This window comes from Meiothermus sp. Pnk-1 (genome assembly GCF_003226535.1).
Classification (GTDB): domain Bacteria; phylum Deinococcota; class Deinococci; order Deinococcales; family Thermaceae; genus Allomeiothermus.
On the sequence record NZ_QKOB01000004.1, the window covers coordinates 113513 to 128811 of the forward strand.

At 61.1% G+C, this 15299-nt stretch carries 13 protein-coding genes; 3 read left to right on the top strand and 10 right to left on the bottom strand.

Going from position 1 to position 15299, the window contains the following annotated elements:
• The first annotated feature begins 438 nt into the window (after positions 1-438).
• Positions 439-1974, top strand: coding sequence for a xylulokinase (gene xylB / locus DNA98_RS07745; protein WP_110528636.1), 1536 nt, complete (start codon positions 439-441; stop codon positions 1972-1974).
• An 18-nt stretch (positions 1975-1992) separates the two neighbouring features.
• On the opposite strand, the gene DNA98_RS07750 is transcribed toward xylB, so the two are convergent.
• The 10 genes from DNA98_RS07750 to DNA98_RS07790 form a co-directional block, all read right to left on the bottom strand.
• Positions 1993-3510, bottom strand: a complete 1518-nt coding sequence (locus DNA98_RS07750; RefSeq protein WP_110528639.1) for an FGGY-family carbohydrate kinase — start codon at positions 3508-3510, stop codon at positions 1993-1995.
• 131 nt (positions 3511-3641) lie between these two features.
• On the bottom strand, positions 3642-3980 hold the full coding sequence (locus DNA98_RS17670) for a hypothetical protein (protein ID WP_146237988.1): 339 nt from the start codon (positions 3978-3980) through the stop codon (positions 3642-3644).
• A gap of 60 nt (positions 3981-4040) precedes the next feature.
• Positions 4041-4229, bottom strand: a complete 189-nt coding sequence (locus DNA98_RS07755) for a transposase (RefSeq protein ID WP_158531623.1) — start codon at positions 4227-4229, stop codon at positions 4041-4043.
• A gap of 107 nt (positions 4230-4336) precedes the next feature.
• Positions 4337-5176, bottom strand: coding sequence for an alpha/beta fold hydrolase (locus DNA98_RS07760; protein WP_110528645.1), 840 nt, complete (start codon positions 5174-5176; stop codon positions 4337-4339).
• A gap of 25 nt (positions 5177-5201) precedes the next feature.
• Entirely contained in the window at positions 5202-6404 is a 1203-nt protein-coding gene (locus DNA98_RS07765) for a dipeptidase (protein ID WP_110528648.1), read from the bottom strand.
• Complete coding sequence (locus DNA98_RS07770; RefSeq protein ID WP_110528650.1) at positions 6394-7746, bottom strand: hypothetical protein; 1353 nt, start codon at positions 7744-7746, stop codon at positions 6394-6396. Before DNA98_RS07770 ends, DNA98_RS07765 begins: the two co-directional genes overlap by 11 nt.
• A 53-nt stretch (positions 7747-7799) precedes the next feature.
• Entirely contained in the window at positions 7800-8666 is an 867-nt protein-coding gene (locus DNA98_RS07775; RefSeq protein ID WP_110528653.1) for an ABC transporter permease, read from the bottom strand.
• Complete coding sequence (locus DNA98_RS07780; protein WP_199489371.1) at positions 8659-9606, bottom strand: ABC transporter permease; 948 nt, start codon at positions 9604-9606, stop codon at positions 8659-8661. The genes DNA98_RS07775 and DNA98_RS07780 overlap by 8 nt, the downstream gene beginning before the upstream one ends.
• Before the next feature lie 9 nt (positions 9607-9615).
• The gene (locus tag DNA98_RS07785) at positions 9616-11211 is read right to left on the bottom strand and encodes an ABC transporter substrate-binding protein (RefSeq protein ID WP_110528659.1); all 1596 of its coding nucleotides are present in this window, start codon (positions 11209-11211) and stop codon (positions 9616-9618) included.
• Between the two features lie 33 nt (positions 11212-11244).
• A complete protein-coding gene (locus DNA98_RS07790; RefSeq protein ID WP_199489372.1) occupies positions 11245-12000 on the bottom strand; it encodes an IclR family transcriptional regulator in 756 nt (251 codons plus the stop codon).
• Between the two features lie 237 nt (positions 12001-12237).
• Between DNA98_RS07790 and DNA98_RS07795 the strand changes: the two genes are divergently transcribed.
• Positions 12238-13050, top strand: coding sequence for an IclR family transcriptional regulator (locus tag DNA98_RS07795; protein WP_110528664.1), 813 nt, complete (start codon positions 12238-12240; stop codon positions 13048-13050).
• Between the two features lie 71 nt (positions 13051-13121).
• Positions 13122-15101 (top strand): PQQ-binding-like beta-propeller repeat protein, encoded by a 1980-nt coding sequence (locus DNA98_RS07800; protein WP_110528666.1) that lies wholly within the window; start codon positions 13122-13124, stop codon positions 15099-15101.
• Positions 15102-15299 lie beyond the last annotated feature (198 nt).

The window sequence follows — 15299 nt, forward strand, 5'->3', positions numbered from 1 at the left end:
TCTAGCTTATGAACCGAGTTTGGTTATGCGATGCATAATAAGACATCTCTTAAAAAAAGTCAACATTTCCTAACATTTATTGGGAGCCAACACCCTGATGTGGAACAATATCCCGGTTTACTGGCCGCAGTTTCGGCGGACTGATAAGCGCTCCGGACCGGCACCGTACTATACTTCATAGGTAGAAGAGTCAAACCGCGCAGGTACCCACTGCCAGTGGAGGTGTGGCAAAATGTTAGAATCTTTATCCCATAGATCCCTGAATCTCCTTGCCGATCCACTTTTCCCGGTATACCCTCCGGCATCTGGATGTGCAATCACAGCTCCAGAGACGGTCCCGTCAGCATCCGAGGGGCACGGTTATAGCTCCCCATAGGCAGCCACTTCGTACCGTCGATATAGGTATACTGTTACCCAAGCTTGTCTGGAGAGATCCCTATGAAACGACACGGTCTGTTGGGCCTGGACATCGGCACCAGCGGTTGCAAAGGGTTGTTGGTGAGCCTGGAGGGGAGGGTTCTGGGCGCGCAGAGCGCGGAACATCCCCTGCTCGTCCCCCGGCCCGGCTGGGCCGAACAGGAGCCCGAGGTCTGGTGGGAGGCCTCTGTGGCGGTGCTAAAGCGGCTGGCAGAGCAGGCCGAAGAACAAAAGATCGAGATCCTGGCCCTGGGGCTCACCGGCCAGATGCACGGCGCGGTGTTCCTGGATAGCCTCGGCAACCCCATCCGGCCCGCGCTATTGTGGAACGACGGACGCACCGCAGGCGAGTGCCGGGAGATCGAGGAACGGGTAGGCCCCCAGCGGCTGCGGGAGATCGCTGGAAACCCCGCCCTCACCGGCTTCCAGGCCCCGAAAATCCTCTGGTTGCGGAAGAACGAACCGGAGGCCTACGCCAGGGTCCGGCACCTTCTGCTGCCTAAAGACTTCATCCGTTACCGGCTCACCGGAGGGTTCGCCACCGATGCCTCGGACGCAGCCGGTACCCTGCTGCTCGACCTGGCGCGGCGCGACTACTCGCCGGAGATTCTGGGGGCGCTCGAGATCCCCCCCGAGTGGCTCCCCAGCGTCCATGAAGGCCCACAAATCACCGGGTACGTGAGCCCGGAGGCGGCCCGCCGCACCGGGTTGCCGGCGGGCCTGCCGGTGGCGGCGGGTGGGGGGGATAACGCGGCGGCGGCGGTGGGGAGCGGGGTGGTACGGGAGGGAACCGCCTCGGTTTCGGTGGGCACCTCGGGGGTGATCTTCGCCCCCAGCGACCGCCTGCGCCTGGACCCGGAGGGGGCTTTGCACGCTTTTTGCCACGCCGTACCGGGCAAGTACCACCTGATGGGGGTGGTCCTCTCCGCCGGGGGCAGCCTGCGCTGGTACCGGGACACCCTGGCCGGGGAAGAGGTGGCCGCCGCCCAAGGAGCCGGGCGCGATCCCTACGAGGTGCTGATGGATCAGGCCGGGCCGATCCCGGCGGGCGCCGAAGGGCTTTATTTCCTGCCCTACCTGGCAGGAGAGCGCACCCCCCACCTGGACCCCCAGGCCCGGGGGGGCTGGGTGGGGCTCAGCCTGGCCCACCGCAAAGGCCACCTGGTGCGGGCCATCCTCGAGGGGGTGGCCTTCGCGCTGAAGGACTCGCTGGTACGGATCACCGCCTTGGGAATCCAGCCAGAGGCCTTGCGCACCGTGGGCGGGGGAATGCGCAGCCCGCTGTGGCGGGCCATCGTTGCGGCCACGCTGGAAGCCCCATTGCAGGGGCTCGAGGTGGAGGAGGGACCCGCCTTTGGCGCGGCGCTGCTGGCGGGGGTGGGGGTGGAGGTTTACCCGGACGTGGACGAGGCAGTGGCCAAAGCCGTCCGGCTCAAGCCCGAAACCACCTTCCCCGACCCTAGACTGGCGCAGACTTACCAGGAACTGTACCGGCAGTACATCCGGCTCTACCCGGCGCTCAAAGAGAGTGGCGTTTTTAGGGTACACCCAAAGTGAAGCGCCCCTGAAGAATACTCAGGCGCCCTCCTGGCCCATCCCGGCGAGGCGGTGCATCAGGGTACGGGTGGCGGCGTAGATTTCCAGGTAAATCCGGTACAACTCGTCATAGCGGGCTTTGTGGGCGGGATTGGGGGCGACGCGCCCTTTGAGGCGCACCCACCGTTCCAGATCGTCCCAGCGCAGGAGGCCCCCGGCCACCCCGGCTAAGAAAGCGTCGCCGTAGCTAGCCCCGAGGGTCACCTCGGGCAGGAGCTGTTCCTGGCCGCTGATGTCGCTGACGATCTGTAGCCAGGTGCGCCCCTGGGTGCCGCCCCCCACCGCTACTACACGCCGTACTGAGGTACCAACCTCCCCGAGGGTCTCGAGGTTGTGGCGGATACCGTATCCCACGCCCTCGAGGGCTGCCCGGAACAGCTCCTCGCGGCGGTGCGAGAGGCTGAGCCCGGCGATGAGGCCCCGGGCTTTGGGGTCGTTGATGGGGGTGCGCTCGCCGCTGAAGTAAGGCAGGACCAGCAAGCCGCGGGCCCCCGCCGGTACCTGCTCGGCTGCCTGGTAGAGTCGTTTGTAGGCTTCGGTCTCGCTCAGGTCGCGGGCCAGCTCGTCACGGAACCAGCGGGTCAGGCTGCCGCTGGTGGCCATCCCCGCTGCCAGGTTGTACTGCCCCTGGCGGGCCCCGGCGACCGTCCACAGGCGGGGGTCGGGGGTGGGGCTCTCCTGCACCAGGAGTAAGAACGCGGTGCTGCCGTACATGACCATCAGGTCCCCCGGATGGGCCACCCCCACGCTCACCGCCTCGGCCAGGGCGTCCACCGCCCCCACGGCCACCGGGGTACCCGCTTTGAGGCCGGTTTCCCGGGCCCCTTGCGGGCTCACCTCCCCGGCCAGTTCGTCGCTCCAGCCCAGGCGGGGCAGGAGTGAAGGGTCGGCTACCTGCTGGGCGTAACGGTCCGTCCACTCCAAGCTCTTCAGGTCGAAGAGGGGAATGTAGTGGCTGGCGGTATGGCGGTCCATGACGTGCTCGCCCGTCAGGCGGTAGGTCAGGTAACTGCTGGCGGTGGTGATGCGCGCTGTTTGCCGCCAGATTTCGGGCTCGTGGCGCCTGAGCCAGAGGATCTTCGGTCCTACGGCCTGGCTGGAGAGGGCCATGCCGCTGAGCCTGAAAAGCGCTGCGGGGCCGATGGAGCGCTCGAGCAACTCGATTTCCTCGGTAGCGCGGGTGTCCACCCCGTACAGGATTCCCCGCCGCAGCGGGCGGCCTTGCCGGTCCAAAGGCAGCAGACACGGTCCGATCGCGCTGAGGCATACCGCGGCCACCTCGCCTGCGGTATAGGGTCTACCGTCGAGGAGAGTTTTACAGAGGGCCACCACGTCGGCCCACCACACCCTCTCCGCGTCCTGCTCGGCCCATCCCGGATGCGGGATGTCCAGGCCGTGTTCGACTACCTGACTCTTCAGCACGGTGCCATCGGGCGCTACCAGCACCCCCTTGCTGCTGTAGGTGCCTACGTCGATACCCAGGAGCAATTCGCTCATCTCTATTCCCTAAGAACGCACGCTTTGTAACGGGTATGCGCTTCAAACATCGGTATCAAGTGTTGCCGCTCTCATTCAGTTTAGCAAAAGGTTGACCCTCCACGAAAAGCGATGAGAAGAAAGGCATAAAACTAGGCTGAAAGCGAAGAAAGCTCGGTCAGAAGCTGAGATCTGAGGATTTTTGCAGCATTTTGCTGTGCTGCACGCCAAGAAAGATCTGGATGTAGTTGTTTTTGTTGTCGAACAAGATGTAGGGCAGTGATGGCAAGGTCAGCATGTTTGAGTTGAGCAGCATAGGAACGAGAAAGGCATTTGAATAGAGCAAGATTCTGTTTGAGCAAGCGATGTACCCGTTCTAAATCCCAACGAGCTTTCCAAGCCGCAAGGTCTTCTTGGATACCCACATCTAGGGTGGAGAATAAGTCAAACAACTTGAAACTTTCCTTCTGTACCGTGAACTGCCAGCTCACCGTGACCCGACGTCGATTACGCTCCGCCACCCAGGCCCGTACCTCCCGCTCTAATGCCTCTTAGGTTCCAATGCGGCGCTGCAAGCACTGCCGGGAGAGAGTCGATGGCTCAATCTCCACCATGTTCAGCAAACTGGCCCTGGGCGGGGTGTAGTTCCACTCCCACCGCTCCATCAGGGCAAACGCCTGCGCTGCAGGCAGATGCGCATAGAAGGAGGCCGGGCTGTGGGTGGAAAGGTTATCCTGCACCAGGCGGATGAGCCGAGCATGGGGGAACTGCGTACTCCCCGCCTATTCGTCGGTTATAGACCTGTATCCGGCCGGGATTCTTGCGACACCGGCTGGTTGGAAGGAGGTCAGATCTGCGAAGCCAGGTGGCGCTGCAGAAAATTTCGCACCTCCTGCAAATACCGCTCTTGCTCTTCCACATGGGGCGAGTGCCCGCTATTCTCGAAGATCACCAGCTGGCTATTGGGGAGTAGCCGGTGTAACTCCTGGCTGGCCTCGAGCGGGGTAATCCAGTCGTGGCGGCCTACCGTGACCAAGACCGGGACCTTGATCTCGGGGAGGCGGGCGGTGAGGTCGTAATTGGGCTGGTTGCGGCGGAAGGCCCAATTGTGGGTCTGGTAGCGGAAGGGGAGGGCGGCCAGCCGCCGGGCTTCCTCCTCGGGGTCGCGCCGGACAGTATAGAGCGGCTGGATCATGGCGAAGCTCTCGCGAAAGTCCTCGTCGGAGGTCAGGCGGCCGGAGAAGAGCCGATCCAAGCGCTCCCCGTCCATCGGTAAGCCGCTCGCCAGCGCCCGTTGCTTAGCGGTGTACTGGTACTTGTTGCTCGCGGCGGTGTCGCGCAGGATAAGGGCGTGTAGGTTCTCCGGGTGGCGCAGGGCGTACTCCAGGGCGATAAAGCCCCCATACGAGCCGCCCAGCAGCACGATCCGGCCCAGGTTCAGCTTCTGGCGCAACCCCTCGAGGTCGGCCACAAACTGCTCGTGAGAATAGGGCTCGCGGCCCTCCGACTCGCCGTTGCCACGCTGGTCATAGCTGATAAGGCGGAAAGTATCGGTGAGGGGTTGGAACGCTGCCCAGTCCCCCTTGCGGCTACCCATGCCGGGGCCGCCGTGCAAGGTGACGAAGGGGATTTTTTCGCCGCCCGAGTCGTCGTAAACCAAATTTACCCCGTTGATTTCGATATGCATTATCGCTCCCCCGCAGGCTATCTGCCTACTTGTACCAGACTTCCTTTAGCACCCGCATGATGTTACCCCCCACCACCTTGGCGATATCCTCGTCGCTATAACCGTGCTTGACCAGCCAGCGCACGATGTTAGGGAAAGCTTCAGCTGGGCTCTCCAAGCCGTCCACCCACTCCACTTTGGGATACTCCAGCGCCCCCCGGCTGGCGGCGATGGACAAGGCCTCCGAGAGGGTGTGGTGCAGACCCACATGATCGCCAAAGAGCACGTCTGGGCCGAAAGCTACGTGGTCAATGCCCACTAAGTCTACGCAGTACTCGAAGTGCTCCATAAAGCTATCGATGGAGTGGCGAGGGTTCTTATGGGTGATGGTGGTATGGGGGGCGGCTTCGATGCCGATGACTCCGCCTTTGGCCGCGCAGGCCTTGATCACCTCATCGGGCTTGAGGCGGTTGGAGTTCCACAAGGCCCGGGCCCCGGCGTGGGTGATGAAGACCGGCTTCTCGCTGATTTCGATGGTGTCCATGGAAGTGCGGTCGCCGGAATGGGAGATGTCGATGGCAATGCCCAGCTTGTTCATCCGCTGAACCGCCTTGCGTCCGAACACGGTGAGCCCGCCGTCGTTGGGCTCGCGTAAGCCCCCGCCGAGTTGGTTGCCCTCGCTATAGGCGATTCCCAAACAGCGTACCCCCAGGCCATAGAGGATGTCCAAGCGATCGAGCTCGTTCTCGATCATGGCCGCGCCCTCGAGCGAGACCACGAAAGCAATCTGCCCATTTTGCTTGGCCCGCACGATATCCTCAGTGGTGGTAGCCAATACCACCATGTCCTGGTGGGCAATATCCGAAAGGCGCATCCCGATGTCATAGATGATGTCGTCCCACTTCCAGCCCGAGCGTGAAGTGATCATGGCGGTGCCGTTCATGAGGTTGTCAAACACGCAGTCCAGACCGCTTACACTGAGGCCTTCGTAGCCAGTCCAATCCCGGCCTTGGCGGCGAAATTCGAAGAACTCGGCGAGGTTTTCAGGGGCTACGAAACAGTGATCGTGCAATGAGATGATGAGGTTTTCCCGGAAGATGCGCTTTACCCGCTCCTCCTGCTCAGGGGTCACCTCTACCTTGCGGCTTGGCACCCGGTCCAGCTCCTTGGCCAGCTTGAAGGGCTTGTAGTCAACACCGGGCTCGAGGTACTGGAAAGACTTGTATCCGCTATAGCGTTTATTCTGCATGATTCACTCCTGTGAGGGGCACGATCTCCGGCAGAGCCAGGCCGTTCGCCGCGGCGAAGGCCGTGGCTTGGAGGGCTGCCCCGGCGATGAGGCCGCCAGCGCTCAAGTAGGTGCTGGCGACCAGATGATAAGGATGGCTGAGAAACTCATTGTAAGCGCCGCTGAAGGCGGGCCAGGCTTCTGGCGGGGTGTCTAGAGCTTGACGGGCCATCTCGAGCGCTCGAGTAAGGAGCTGCTTCGCCCCGGCGAAGCCGAAGTCCTGGTTGGGTCGGGGTGCACTGTCGAGGAGGAAGGGAGCGGCCAAGCCCTCCCCGACTGGGCTGTTCGTCAGCCAGAGCCGCATCCGCTCGAGCACTTGCCGGGACTCCTCGAGAGCTGCCGTCCATAGCTCGGGGCCACTCTGCCCCAGAAAAGGCGGGGTGTTCGGCGGAAGGTGTAGCTGCAAAGGGGCCAGGCGCTCGAGCACCACTTCCAGCTCGTGGACGGTACGGGTGGCCTCGGATAGCGTTTCGCGGCCGACCGTACCGGTCTTGGGGCTGACGCTTCCGTGCGCCCTGACCGTCTTCAGGGCGTTGGCGAGCAGCCTCGAGGCGGGGAGCCAACCCAGTTGCAGGGCGCTGGCCCCGAACTCCGGGTGTGAACCGAACAGGATGATCTGGCCGGCGCCCACCGGCTGGTGGTAGGCGATGCGGGCGCCTCGGGCGATGGAGCGCTCGAGGGTAGTCTCGCCGTCGAGCCCCAGCGACCGCTCGAAGGGGGTGAAGGCTTCGGTTGCCCGCAGTACTTCCCCTGCCGCCCCTGGTTCCGGCGGGAAGAGGGGACCGTTGTAGTGAACGATCTCGAAAGGCTCGGAGAATCCCTCAAATAGCGGGTGATCCTCCGGCCTGACCTGTATCCGGCCCGTTCCTGGCGAGTCCAGACCCCACTCGCCGGTGGAGGCATTCAACGGGGTCACCTCGCACATCTGAAATTGGGCCGCCGCCGGTAGGGCTTCGCGGTAGGGGTCGCTCATCCTGAGTGGGTGACAGGAGCCTGCGCAGGTGCCGATGTATGTGCCCCCGGAATCGACCCAAGCGCGAACCCTGGCGACTCCTGTGGCTCCTAACGGCTCGAGTTGCCCGGCCATCGCTAGAAGCCCGCCGCCAGGGAAGATCACCGCGTCGAGACTGTCGAGGCCGCCCGCGGTGATCTCCTCCGCGTAGATCACCCTGGGCTGGCCCCCCCACAAGGCCAGCAGGGCTAGGTGGTGCGCGGGGGCTCCGCCGGAGGCGTAGACGGCCACCCGCAGGTTCCTCAACTGGGGAGGCCCCGAGAGCGTGGTCTCATTCCGCCGGTTTGTCATTTTCTCCTTTCATACCGTCTACCTGGATACTGTGATCTTCCCCGCCTCGAGCCCTAATTTCTCGGATCCAGGAGGTCCCGCAGCGCGTTGCCTAAAACATTGAAAGCCAGCACCGTCACCGCGATGAAAAGCCCTGGCCAGATCGCCAGCATGGGGTTGGAGTAGAGGTAAGCCTGGGCGTTTTGCAGCATGTTGCCCCAGGAAGCCAGTGGGGGCTGAATGCCCAGCCCCAGGTAGCTGAGGGCGGCCTCGGTGAGAATAGCCCAGCCTACCCCCAGGGTGGCCAGCACGATAGCCTGAGGCAGTACCTGGGGAAAGATATGCCGGAACATGATGCGTGCGTGGGAGGCTCCCAGGGCGTGCATCGCCTCCACAAACTCGCGCCCCCGGTACTTGGCGAACTCGGCGTAGACCACCCGCGCCATCTGAGCCCAGAAGCCGATTCCTACCGTGACTACCACGGTCAGGGGATGATTGCCGAAGACCGTCACGATCACCAGCACCAAGAAGAAGCTAGGGATGGACATAAACACGTCCACCAACCGCATCACTAGGGTTTCAGCCCAGCCTTTGAAATAGCCGGCTATGCTCCCGGCTAAGCTTCCGATGGTGAGCCCCACCAGCATGGAGAGCAGACCTACAGCGAGCGAGACCCGCCCCCCATAGAGCAACCGACTCAGCATGTCTCGCCCCAGCTCATCGGTACCAAAAGGATGGGCGGGGCTCGAGGTGGCCAGGATGTTAAGCGGGTCGGTGGCGTCTGGGGCTACCCGGTATAGGGTGGGACCAAAAACCACCAGTAAGGCTAACAGGCAGATTATTAGAAAAGCTCCTAACCCCACCGGGTTGCGGCGAACCCGCAGCCAGAAGCGACTGCGGGGGCGGGAGGGGGCGGAAGAACTCGGGATGGCGCTATTCATGGCTGATCCGGGGGTCTACGGCAGCGTAGAGAACGTCCACCAACAAGTTGACCAACACCACGATGGCTCCCACCAGCAATGTGACCCCCAGGATCACCGGGTAGTCGCGCCCGTTGGCGGCCTCAATGGCGAGCCGGCCCAGTCCGGCCCAACCAAAAACGCTCTCCACCACCACCGAGCCCGAAAAAAGCACGGTGGTGATGAGGCCCAGAATGGCGATGACCGGAACCAGGGCATTCTTGAGAGTGTGCTTGAGCAGCACCACCCGCTCCGGGACCCCCTTGGCTCGGGCGGTGCGCACGTAGTCTGAGGTGAGCACGTCCAGAAGGGCCGTGCGGGTAATGCGGATGACGTTGGGCATCAGGGTGAAGGCCAGCACCCCGGCGGGCATTGCCAAATGACGCAGGCGGTCTATGAGCGAGAACTCCTGGCCTACTGTGAAGATGCCCGAGGAGGGGAGCCACTTGAACTGCACCGCGAAGACGATGATGGCCACGATACCTAGCCAAAAGGCGGGTACTGACATGCCCACTGTGGCCAGGCTGCTGATCAGGTGGTCGGGCCAGCGGTTTTTGTACAAAGCCGACAGTACACCCAGCGCCACTCCTAATATGGCCGTGAGGGTCAGCGCGGTGAGGGCCAGCTGGAGGGTGTTACCCATCCGCTGCGCCAGCAGTGAGGCAACAGGAAGGCCTTGGTTGTAGGATTTGCCAAAATCTCCCCGCACTACCCCAGTCAGCCAGTCGAAGTAGCGCACCAGCACCGGGCGGTCTAGGCCATATTGTTTGAGCACTGCTTCACGCTCTTCGGCGGTGCGGCCCAAACTCACTGCCGAGGTGGGGCCTCCCGGGGCCAGGTTGATGAGTAAAAAGGTGACCGCCGAGATCAAAAACAGCACTACCCCCCCTTGGAGGAGCCGGCGGATGATGTAAGCGGCCACATTCAGCTCCTAGCGCTTGATGAACCACTCCGAGGAGTACTGGAAGGCCGTAGCGGTGTTGATGTCGGCCATCCCACCGACCCTTTCGTTACGCACGGAGATGATGTCGGGGTACCACAAGTAAAGGTAGGGTAGCTGCTCGGCCAGCAGACGCTGGATGCGTCGGTAGATGAGCACCTGCTCCTGCACTCCGGTGGCCTTGAGCCCCTCCTCGAGCAGTTTGTCTAACTCGGGATTTTTGTAGTTGGGGATGTTGTTGCCCTTGTCGGCAGCGGAGGAAGCATAGTAGGGGGTTACATCGGGGGTCGGAGGGGTGCTCCACCAGGCCAGGGTGGCTTCGTACTGGCGGTTGACGAACATCTTCTGGATGTAGGCATTCCACTCCATCACGTTGACGTTGGCCTTCACCCCGATGGCCTTCCAGTACTGCTGTACCAGCAGCGTGGCCGGAACCAGATAGCCGAACTGCCCGGTAGGCATGTCGATCTCGAAGGGCTTGCCATCTTTTTGCAATACCCCATCGGGGCCAGGGGTCCAGCCGGCCTGGGCCAGCAGTTGCTTGGCTTTCTCTGGGTTATAGGGATATTGGGGCACGTCCTTCACGTAAAAAGCTTTTTGCAAGGGGGCAATGGGACCGGTGGCGATAGTCCCATAACCGCGCACCACCGAGTCAATCATAGCCTTGCGGTCGATGGCGTAGAGCAGGGCCTGGCGCACCCGCACGTCGCGGAAGCGAGGGTCGTTCTGATTGAGCGCTACGAAGTAATAGAGGTTTTGACTCTGGCGCAGCACTTGCAGCTTGGGGTTGCGCTCCGCCCCGGCCAGCAGAGCGGGGTTAGAGACCCCCACGAAATCCAGTTCCCCGGAGATCGCCTGGGCCATCTGGGTGTTGGGATCGGGCACGATCTTGAACACGATCGAACTGATCTTGGGAGTACCGCCCCAGTACTTTTCGTACTTGACCAGACGTACGTAAGAGCCCGGCACGAACTCGGCCACCTGGAAAGCCCCGGTGCCGATGGGGTTCTTCTTGTTAAAGCTGGCTACCTGAAGGGGATTGTCGGCGTTGCCTAAAACGTGCTTGGGGAGGATGCCGGCATAATAGGCCAAGTAGTAGGGCAAAGAGGAAAAAGGCGCGTTGAGCACAAAGCGCACCGTGTAGGGGTTGACCACTTCCACGGTTTTGACTTTGCTGAAGTTACCGGCGTTTTGCGCGCCCAACTTTTTATTGAGCACTACGTCGTTGAAGGTAAAAGCCACATCTTCCGCGGTGAAGGGCTTGCCGTCGTGCCAGGTCACCCCTTTACGTAGGTGGAAGGTCCAGGAGAGCCCGTCTTGGGACACTTTCCAACTTGTAGCCAGACCGGGGGCTGGGCTCAGATCTTTCTTGTTGTAACGCACCAATTGATCGAAGACGATGGTGTTGATCAGGTTGGACTCCACCACGGCCCCCGGGGTCCAGGGGTTTAAGGTGGGGTCCGCATTGGTTGCCAGGTTTAAGGTCGCGCTGGGGTCATAATCCTGGGCCAGCACTCGGCTCAGGCTAAGCGTCCCTGCCAGCAACACCGCGCTTATACTGCCAAACTTCCACCGTATACCTTTCATCACTATGAGCCTCCTCTTACTGAAGCCGTTCCTCTAAATGGGGTAGCCGAGCTGCCTTGAGATGGCCCGGGCTACCTGGACAATGAGTTCAGTAAAGCGAGCCAGGGTTGGGTCATCCACCCGGAAGGCTGGCCCTCCCACGCTGATTCCACCGGTTACCTGGCCGCTGTGGTCGAAGATAGCCGCTCCTACCCCGCGGGCAGCTAGATCAAAGTCCCCGTCGCTTACCGAATATCCTTGCTCCCGGATCTGGGTCAGTTCCTGCCGCAGTTTGGCTGGCTCCATCACGGTGCGCTCGGTATAGCGCGGATAGCTGGATAGTCGGCTCAGGATGCGTTCTCGCTCGGTCTCGGGGAGGTTAGCCAAGATGGCCTTGGGAACCGCTCCGGCGTGAAGCGGCACCGATTGGCCCAGCACCGAAGCCACCCGTACCCGCTGGGTGCTGTCCCGCCGATCAACGCATACTGCCAGTTCGCCTACCAGCACGAAGAGGTTAACCGACTCCCCGGTCTCGGCAGCCAGCCGATCCATGAACGGAGCTGCTATGTCTACTAGCGAAGATGGTTGGTTGCCTGCAGAGGCAGCGGCCAGTACCCCCAGGATTGGGGTTAGCGAAAAGCGTCCGTCGGCATCGGTGCGCAAGAAGCCAGCTTCTTCGAGGGTTTTTAAGGAACGGTACACCTGGTTTTTCTCCAGACCCATCCTTTGGGTCACCTCGGTCAGGGTGAAGCGGTGCGGCGGGGCCGCAAAGGCGAGCAGCACCTGGAGGGTGCGGTAGGAAGAATTCATAACATACTGGTTCGGGCTCTGATTCACCATGTGATAACCTTTCACAATGTGAAAATTTCCTAACAAGCTATTACAACCCTTTACATCTGTCAAGCCGAGATCTTCGATGCTTCGATGCTTCGAGGTTCCAAAGTTTTTCTGTCACTGCACTTTACGAAATTGAGTGGGTAGCGTATCATTGGGTAAATCTGTTTTATTTAGTAAAGCACAAAGAGTTTCATCTAAGTGCTCCCCACCATGGACCGATATGTCATTCAAGCGGCATACAAGACCTTACAAATACTGTTGGTGTTTGGTGAGGCGCCCCATCGCTTCACCGCAGCCCGCGTCGCGGAGCTGACCGGGATGGATCGCGGCCAGGTATTTCGTTCGTTGCGCACACTCGAGCGGGCCGGGTTGGTGCGGCTAGAGGACGACCAGCACTACGTTCTCTCGAGGGTGATCGGTACCCTAGCCCTGGCTGGGCACCGGGTTAATTCCTCCCTAACTGAGCTGGCCCGGCCCTACTTGAACGAACTGGCTCGTTCGACCGGCGAGACCGCTGTGTTGGGGGCCCTCTCGGGGGAGAGCATGATCCTATTGGATCTATGCGAGAGCAACCGGGTGGTGCGCTGGGCTTCGCTCATTGGCCACGCTTTCCCACTCCACGCTGGCGGGGCGCGGGCGGTGCTGCCTTATCTACCCAAAGCACAGTGGGAGCGCCTCCTGGAGCGGTTGCCCGAGTTGCCGGTCTACACCCCTTATACCCTTTCTCGCCCCGAATCTTTGCTGGAGGATATACAGCGCACTTACAGGCAGGGCTATTCAGTAGGGGATCAAGATTATGACCTCGAGACCCGCTCGGTGAGCGCTCCCATCTTTAACCAGCAAGGCCGGGTGATCGGGGCGCTCAGCCTGGCGGGACCTTCGTATCGCTTTGCCCTCGAGTCCATTCCAGCTTATGCCCAGGCAGTGATGGAGTATGCCCAGCAGATCTCGCGGCAATCGGGGTACGCGGGACTTTATCCCAACCCCCATACCGAGCTTGCCCTGGAAGGGGGTGAGAACTGAATAACATGGCTGAACACCCGGCTTAGCCCCGCGGTCGTGAGCATGGGAATTGGAAGGGGAGGGAGCATTAAATGAGAAAGTGGGTCGCTAACCAAAGGAAAATCTGGCTGGCTTTAATCTTGGCCTTCGGTTCAGGGGCGCTAGCCCAAGCACAGGTAAGCTATACCGCCGCTCAAGCCAGCCAGGGGCAACAGATTTACCAGGCGCAGTGTGCTATGTGCCACGGGACGCAGCTTCAAGGGCAATCGGGGCCACCCCTCAAGGGAGATCAGTTCCTTAGTAAATGGCAGAAGAACTCGCTCGAGGACTTCTACTACATTATGTCCACCACCATGCCGCTGACTGCTCCCGGTAGCCTCAGCCAAGATCAATACCTCGCTATCTTGGCTCACGTCCTGAGCGCCAACGGTTTCAAACCCGGCGATAAGCCGCTGGCTAGGGCCAATCTTAAAGACCTCAAGTTCTCCGCTGCAGCCCAGGCCGCACAAGGACCGGCCACGGTGGTGAGCGCCCCGCTTCCAGTAAAGATCACCGGGCCCACCCAGGCCGAACTCAACAACTCTGAGTTTTCCCTGGACTCCTGGCTGATGAACAACAAAGGGTACATGAGCCAGCGCTTCGCCACCGCGATGAACATCAACCGCAGCAACGCCAAGAACCTGAAGCGAGTCTGCACTCTGGATCTGGGCGACCTGGGGGGCTTTCAGGCTACTCCAGTGGTCTACAAAGGCGTGATGTTTATCACCAAGGAAAACCGCACCATCGCGCTCGATGCCACCAACTGCAAAAAGTTCTGGGAGCACACTTATACCCCCAGCGGCCCGGTAGCGCTGGCCACCAACCGTGGGGTGGCGATCTACAATGGGATGCTCTTCCGCGGGACCGGCGACGCCCACATCATCGCCCTCGATGCCAACACCGGCCAACTCTTGTGGGACAAGAAGATCGAGGACTCCACTGACGGTTACTTCACCAGCTCAGCCCCCATTGTGTGGAACGACCTGGTCTTTATGGGCGAGGCCGGGGCGGACTGGGGCATCAAAGCTAAGATGCACGCCTTCAACGTGAAGGATGGCTCGGAAGCCTGGAGCTTTGACGTAATTCCCACAGGGAATCAAGAAGGAGCGAATACTTGGGAAAACGCTGATTCCACCACTACCGGCGGCGGTTCTATGTGGACTACTTACAGCCTCGATCGGGAGAGCGGGTTGCTCTATATCTCGGTGGGTAACCCTGCCCCTGACTTTGCCGCCAACTATCGTCCCGGGGCCAACCTTTTCACTGATTCGGTGATCGTTTTGGATGCCAAAACCGGCAAGCTCAACCACTACTACCAGCAAATTCCCAACGACGATAAAGACTACGACACCTCGGTAGCCCCATTGCTTTTCCGGCTGAACGGCAAGCTGTACGCCAGTGTGCCCACCAAGGCTGGCTTCCTCTTCACCTACGATGAGAGCGCTAAGCAGCAAGTCTATAAGGTGCCCACCGTAACCATTAAGAATGCCGACCAGCCTCCCACTGCCGAGGGCACCCCGATCTGCCCCAACTACACCGGAGGAAGCCAATGGTCCGGGCCGTCATTTTCGCCAGTGACCCGGCTTCTCTATGTCAACTCAATTGATTGGTGTGGGGTGGTAAAGCTAGGTGAGGTGCGTTACGTGCGCGGCCAGCTCTTCTTCGGCGGCTCAATGCAACTCGATCCCATTGAGAACTCTAAAGGCTACACCACCGCTTTCGATGCCCTCACCGGGAGGATGTTGTGGCGGCATACCACCGACGGGGGGGTTCGTAAGGCCAGTCCGGTGACCTCGACAGCGGGCGGCCTGGTGCTGGTAGGTGATACTGACGGTACCTTCTACGTACTGGACGCCAATAACGGCAGTGTGCTCTTCCAGGAGAACATCGATAAAGCCCCCATCGGGGCCGGGATCGCCACCTACGTGGTGGGCGGCAAGCAGTACATCGCGGTGCCTGCCGGGAACACCTCGCGTGGGGCCACTGGGGTGAACGCGGTCCCCTCGAGGATCGCCATCTTCACCCTGCCTTAGTGCCTATGGTTCGCTCGGCTACGCTCGAGTAGAACTCGATCCGAGCGTAGCCGAGATTCCTAACCGCGGCCTGACCGACGAAGGAGGAAATCCCCCATGCCCAAACGTACCCTGTTGGTTCTAACCGCGCTCGGCCTTTCTTTAGGCCCGGCGCTGGCTCTCCAGCCTGTTTTGACTACGGAAGAAATACAAAGAGCC

Coding starts and splice junctions, on each gene's coding strand:
- xylB (WP_110528636.1), top strand. CDS start 439: ATGAAACGACACGGTCTGTTGGGCCTGGACATCGGCACCAGCGGTTGC.
- DNA98_RS07750 (WP_110528639.1), bottom strand. CDS start 3,510: ATGAGCGAATTGCTCCTGGGTATCGACGTAGGCACCTACAGCAGCAAG.
- DNA98_RS07760 (WP_110528645.1), bottom strand. CDS start 5,176: ATGCATATCGAAATCAACGGGGTAAATTTGGTTTACGACGACTCGGGC.
- DNA98_RS07765 (WP_110528648.1), bottom strand. CDS start 6,404: ATGCAGAATAAACGCTATAGCGGATACAAGTCTTTCCAGTACCTCGAG.
- DNA98_RS07770 (WP_110528650.1), bottom strand. CDS start 7,746: ATGACAAACCGGCGGAATGAGACCACGCTCTCGGGGCCTCCCCAGTTG.
- DNA98_RS07775 (WP_110528653.1), bottom strand. CDS start 8,666: ATGAATAGCGCCATCCCGAGTTCTTCCGCCCCCTCCCGCCCCCGCAGT.
- DNA98_RS07785 (WP_110528659.1), bottom strand. CDS start 11,211: ATGAAAGGTATACGGTGGAAGTTTGGCAGTATAAGCGCGGTGTTGCTG.
- DNA98_RS07790 (WP_199489372.1), bottom strand. CDS start 12,000: ATGAATTCTTCCTACCGCACCCTCCAGGTGCTGCTCGCCTTTGCGGCC.
- DNA98_RS07795 (WP_110528664.1), top strand. CDS start 12,238: ATGGACCGATATGTCATTCAAGCGGCATACAAGACCTTACAAATACTG.
- DNA98_RS07800 (WP_110528666.1), top strand. CDS start 13,122: ATGAGAAAGTGGGTCGCTAACCAAAGGAAAATCTGGCTGGCTTTAATC.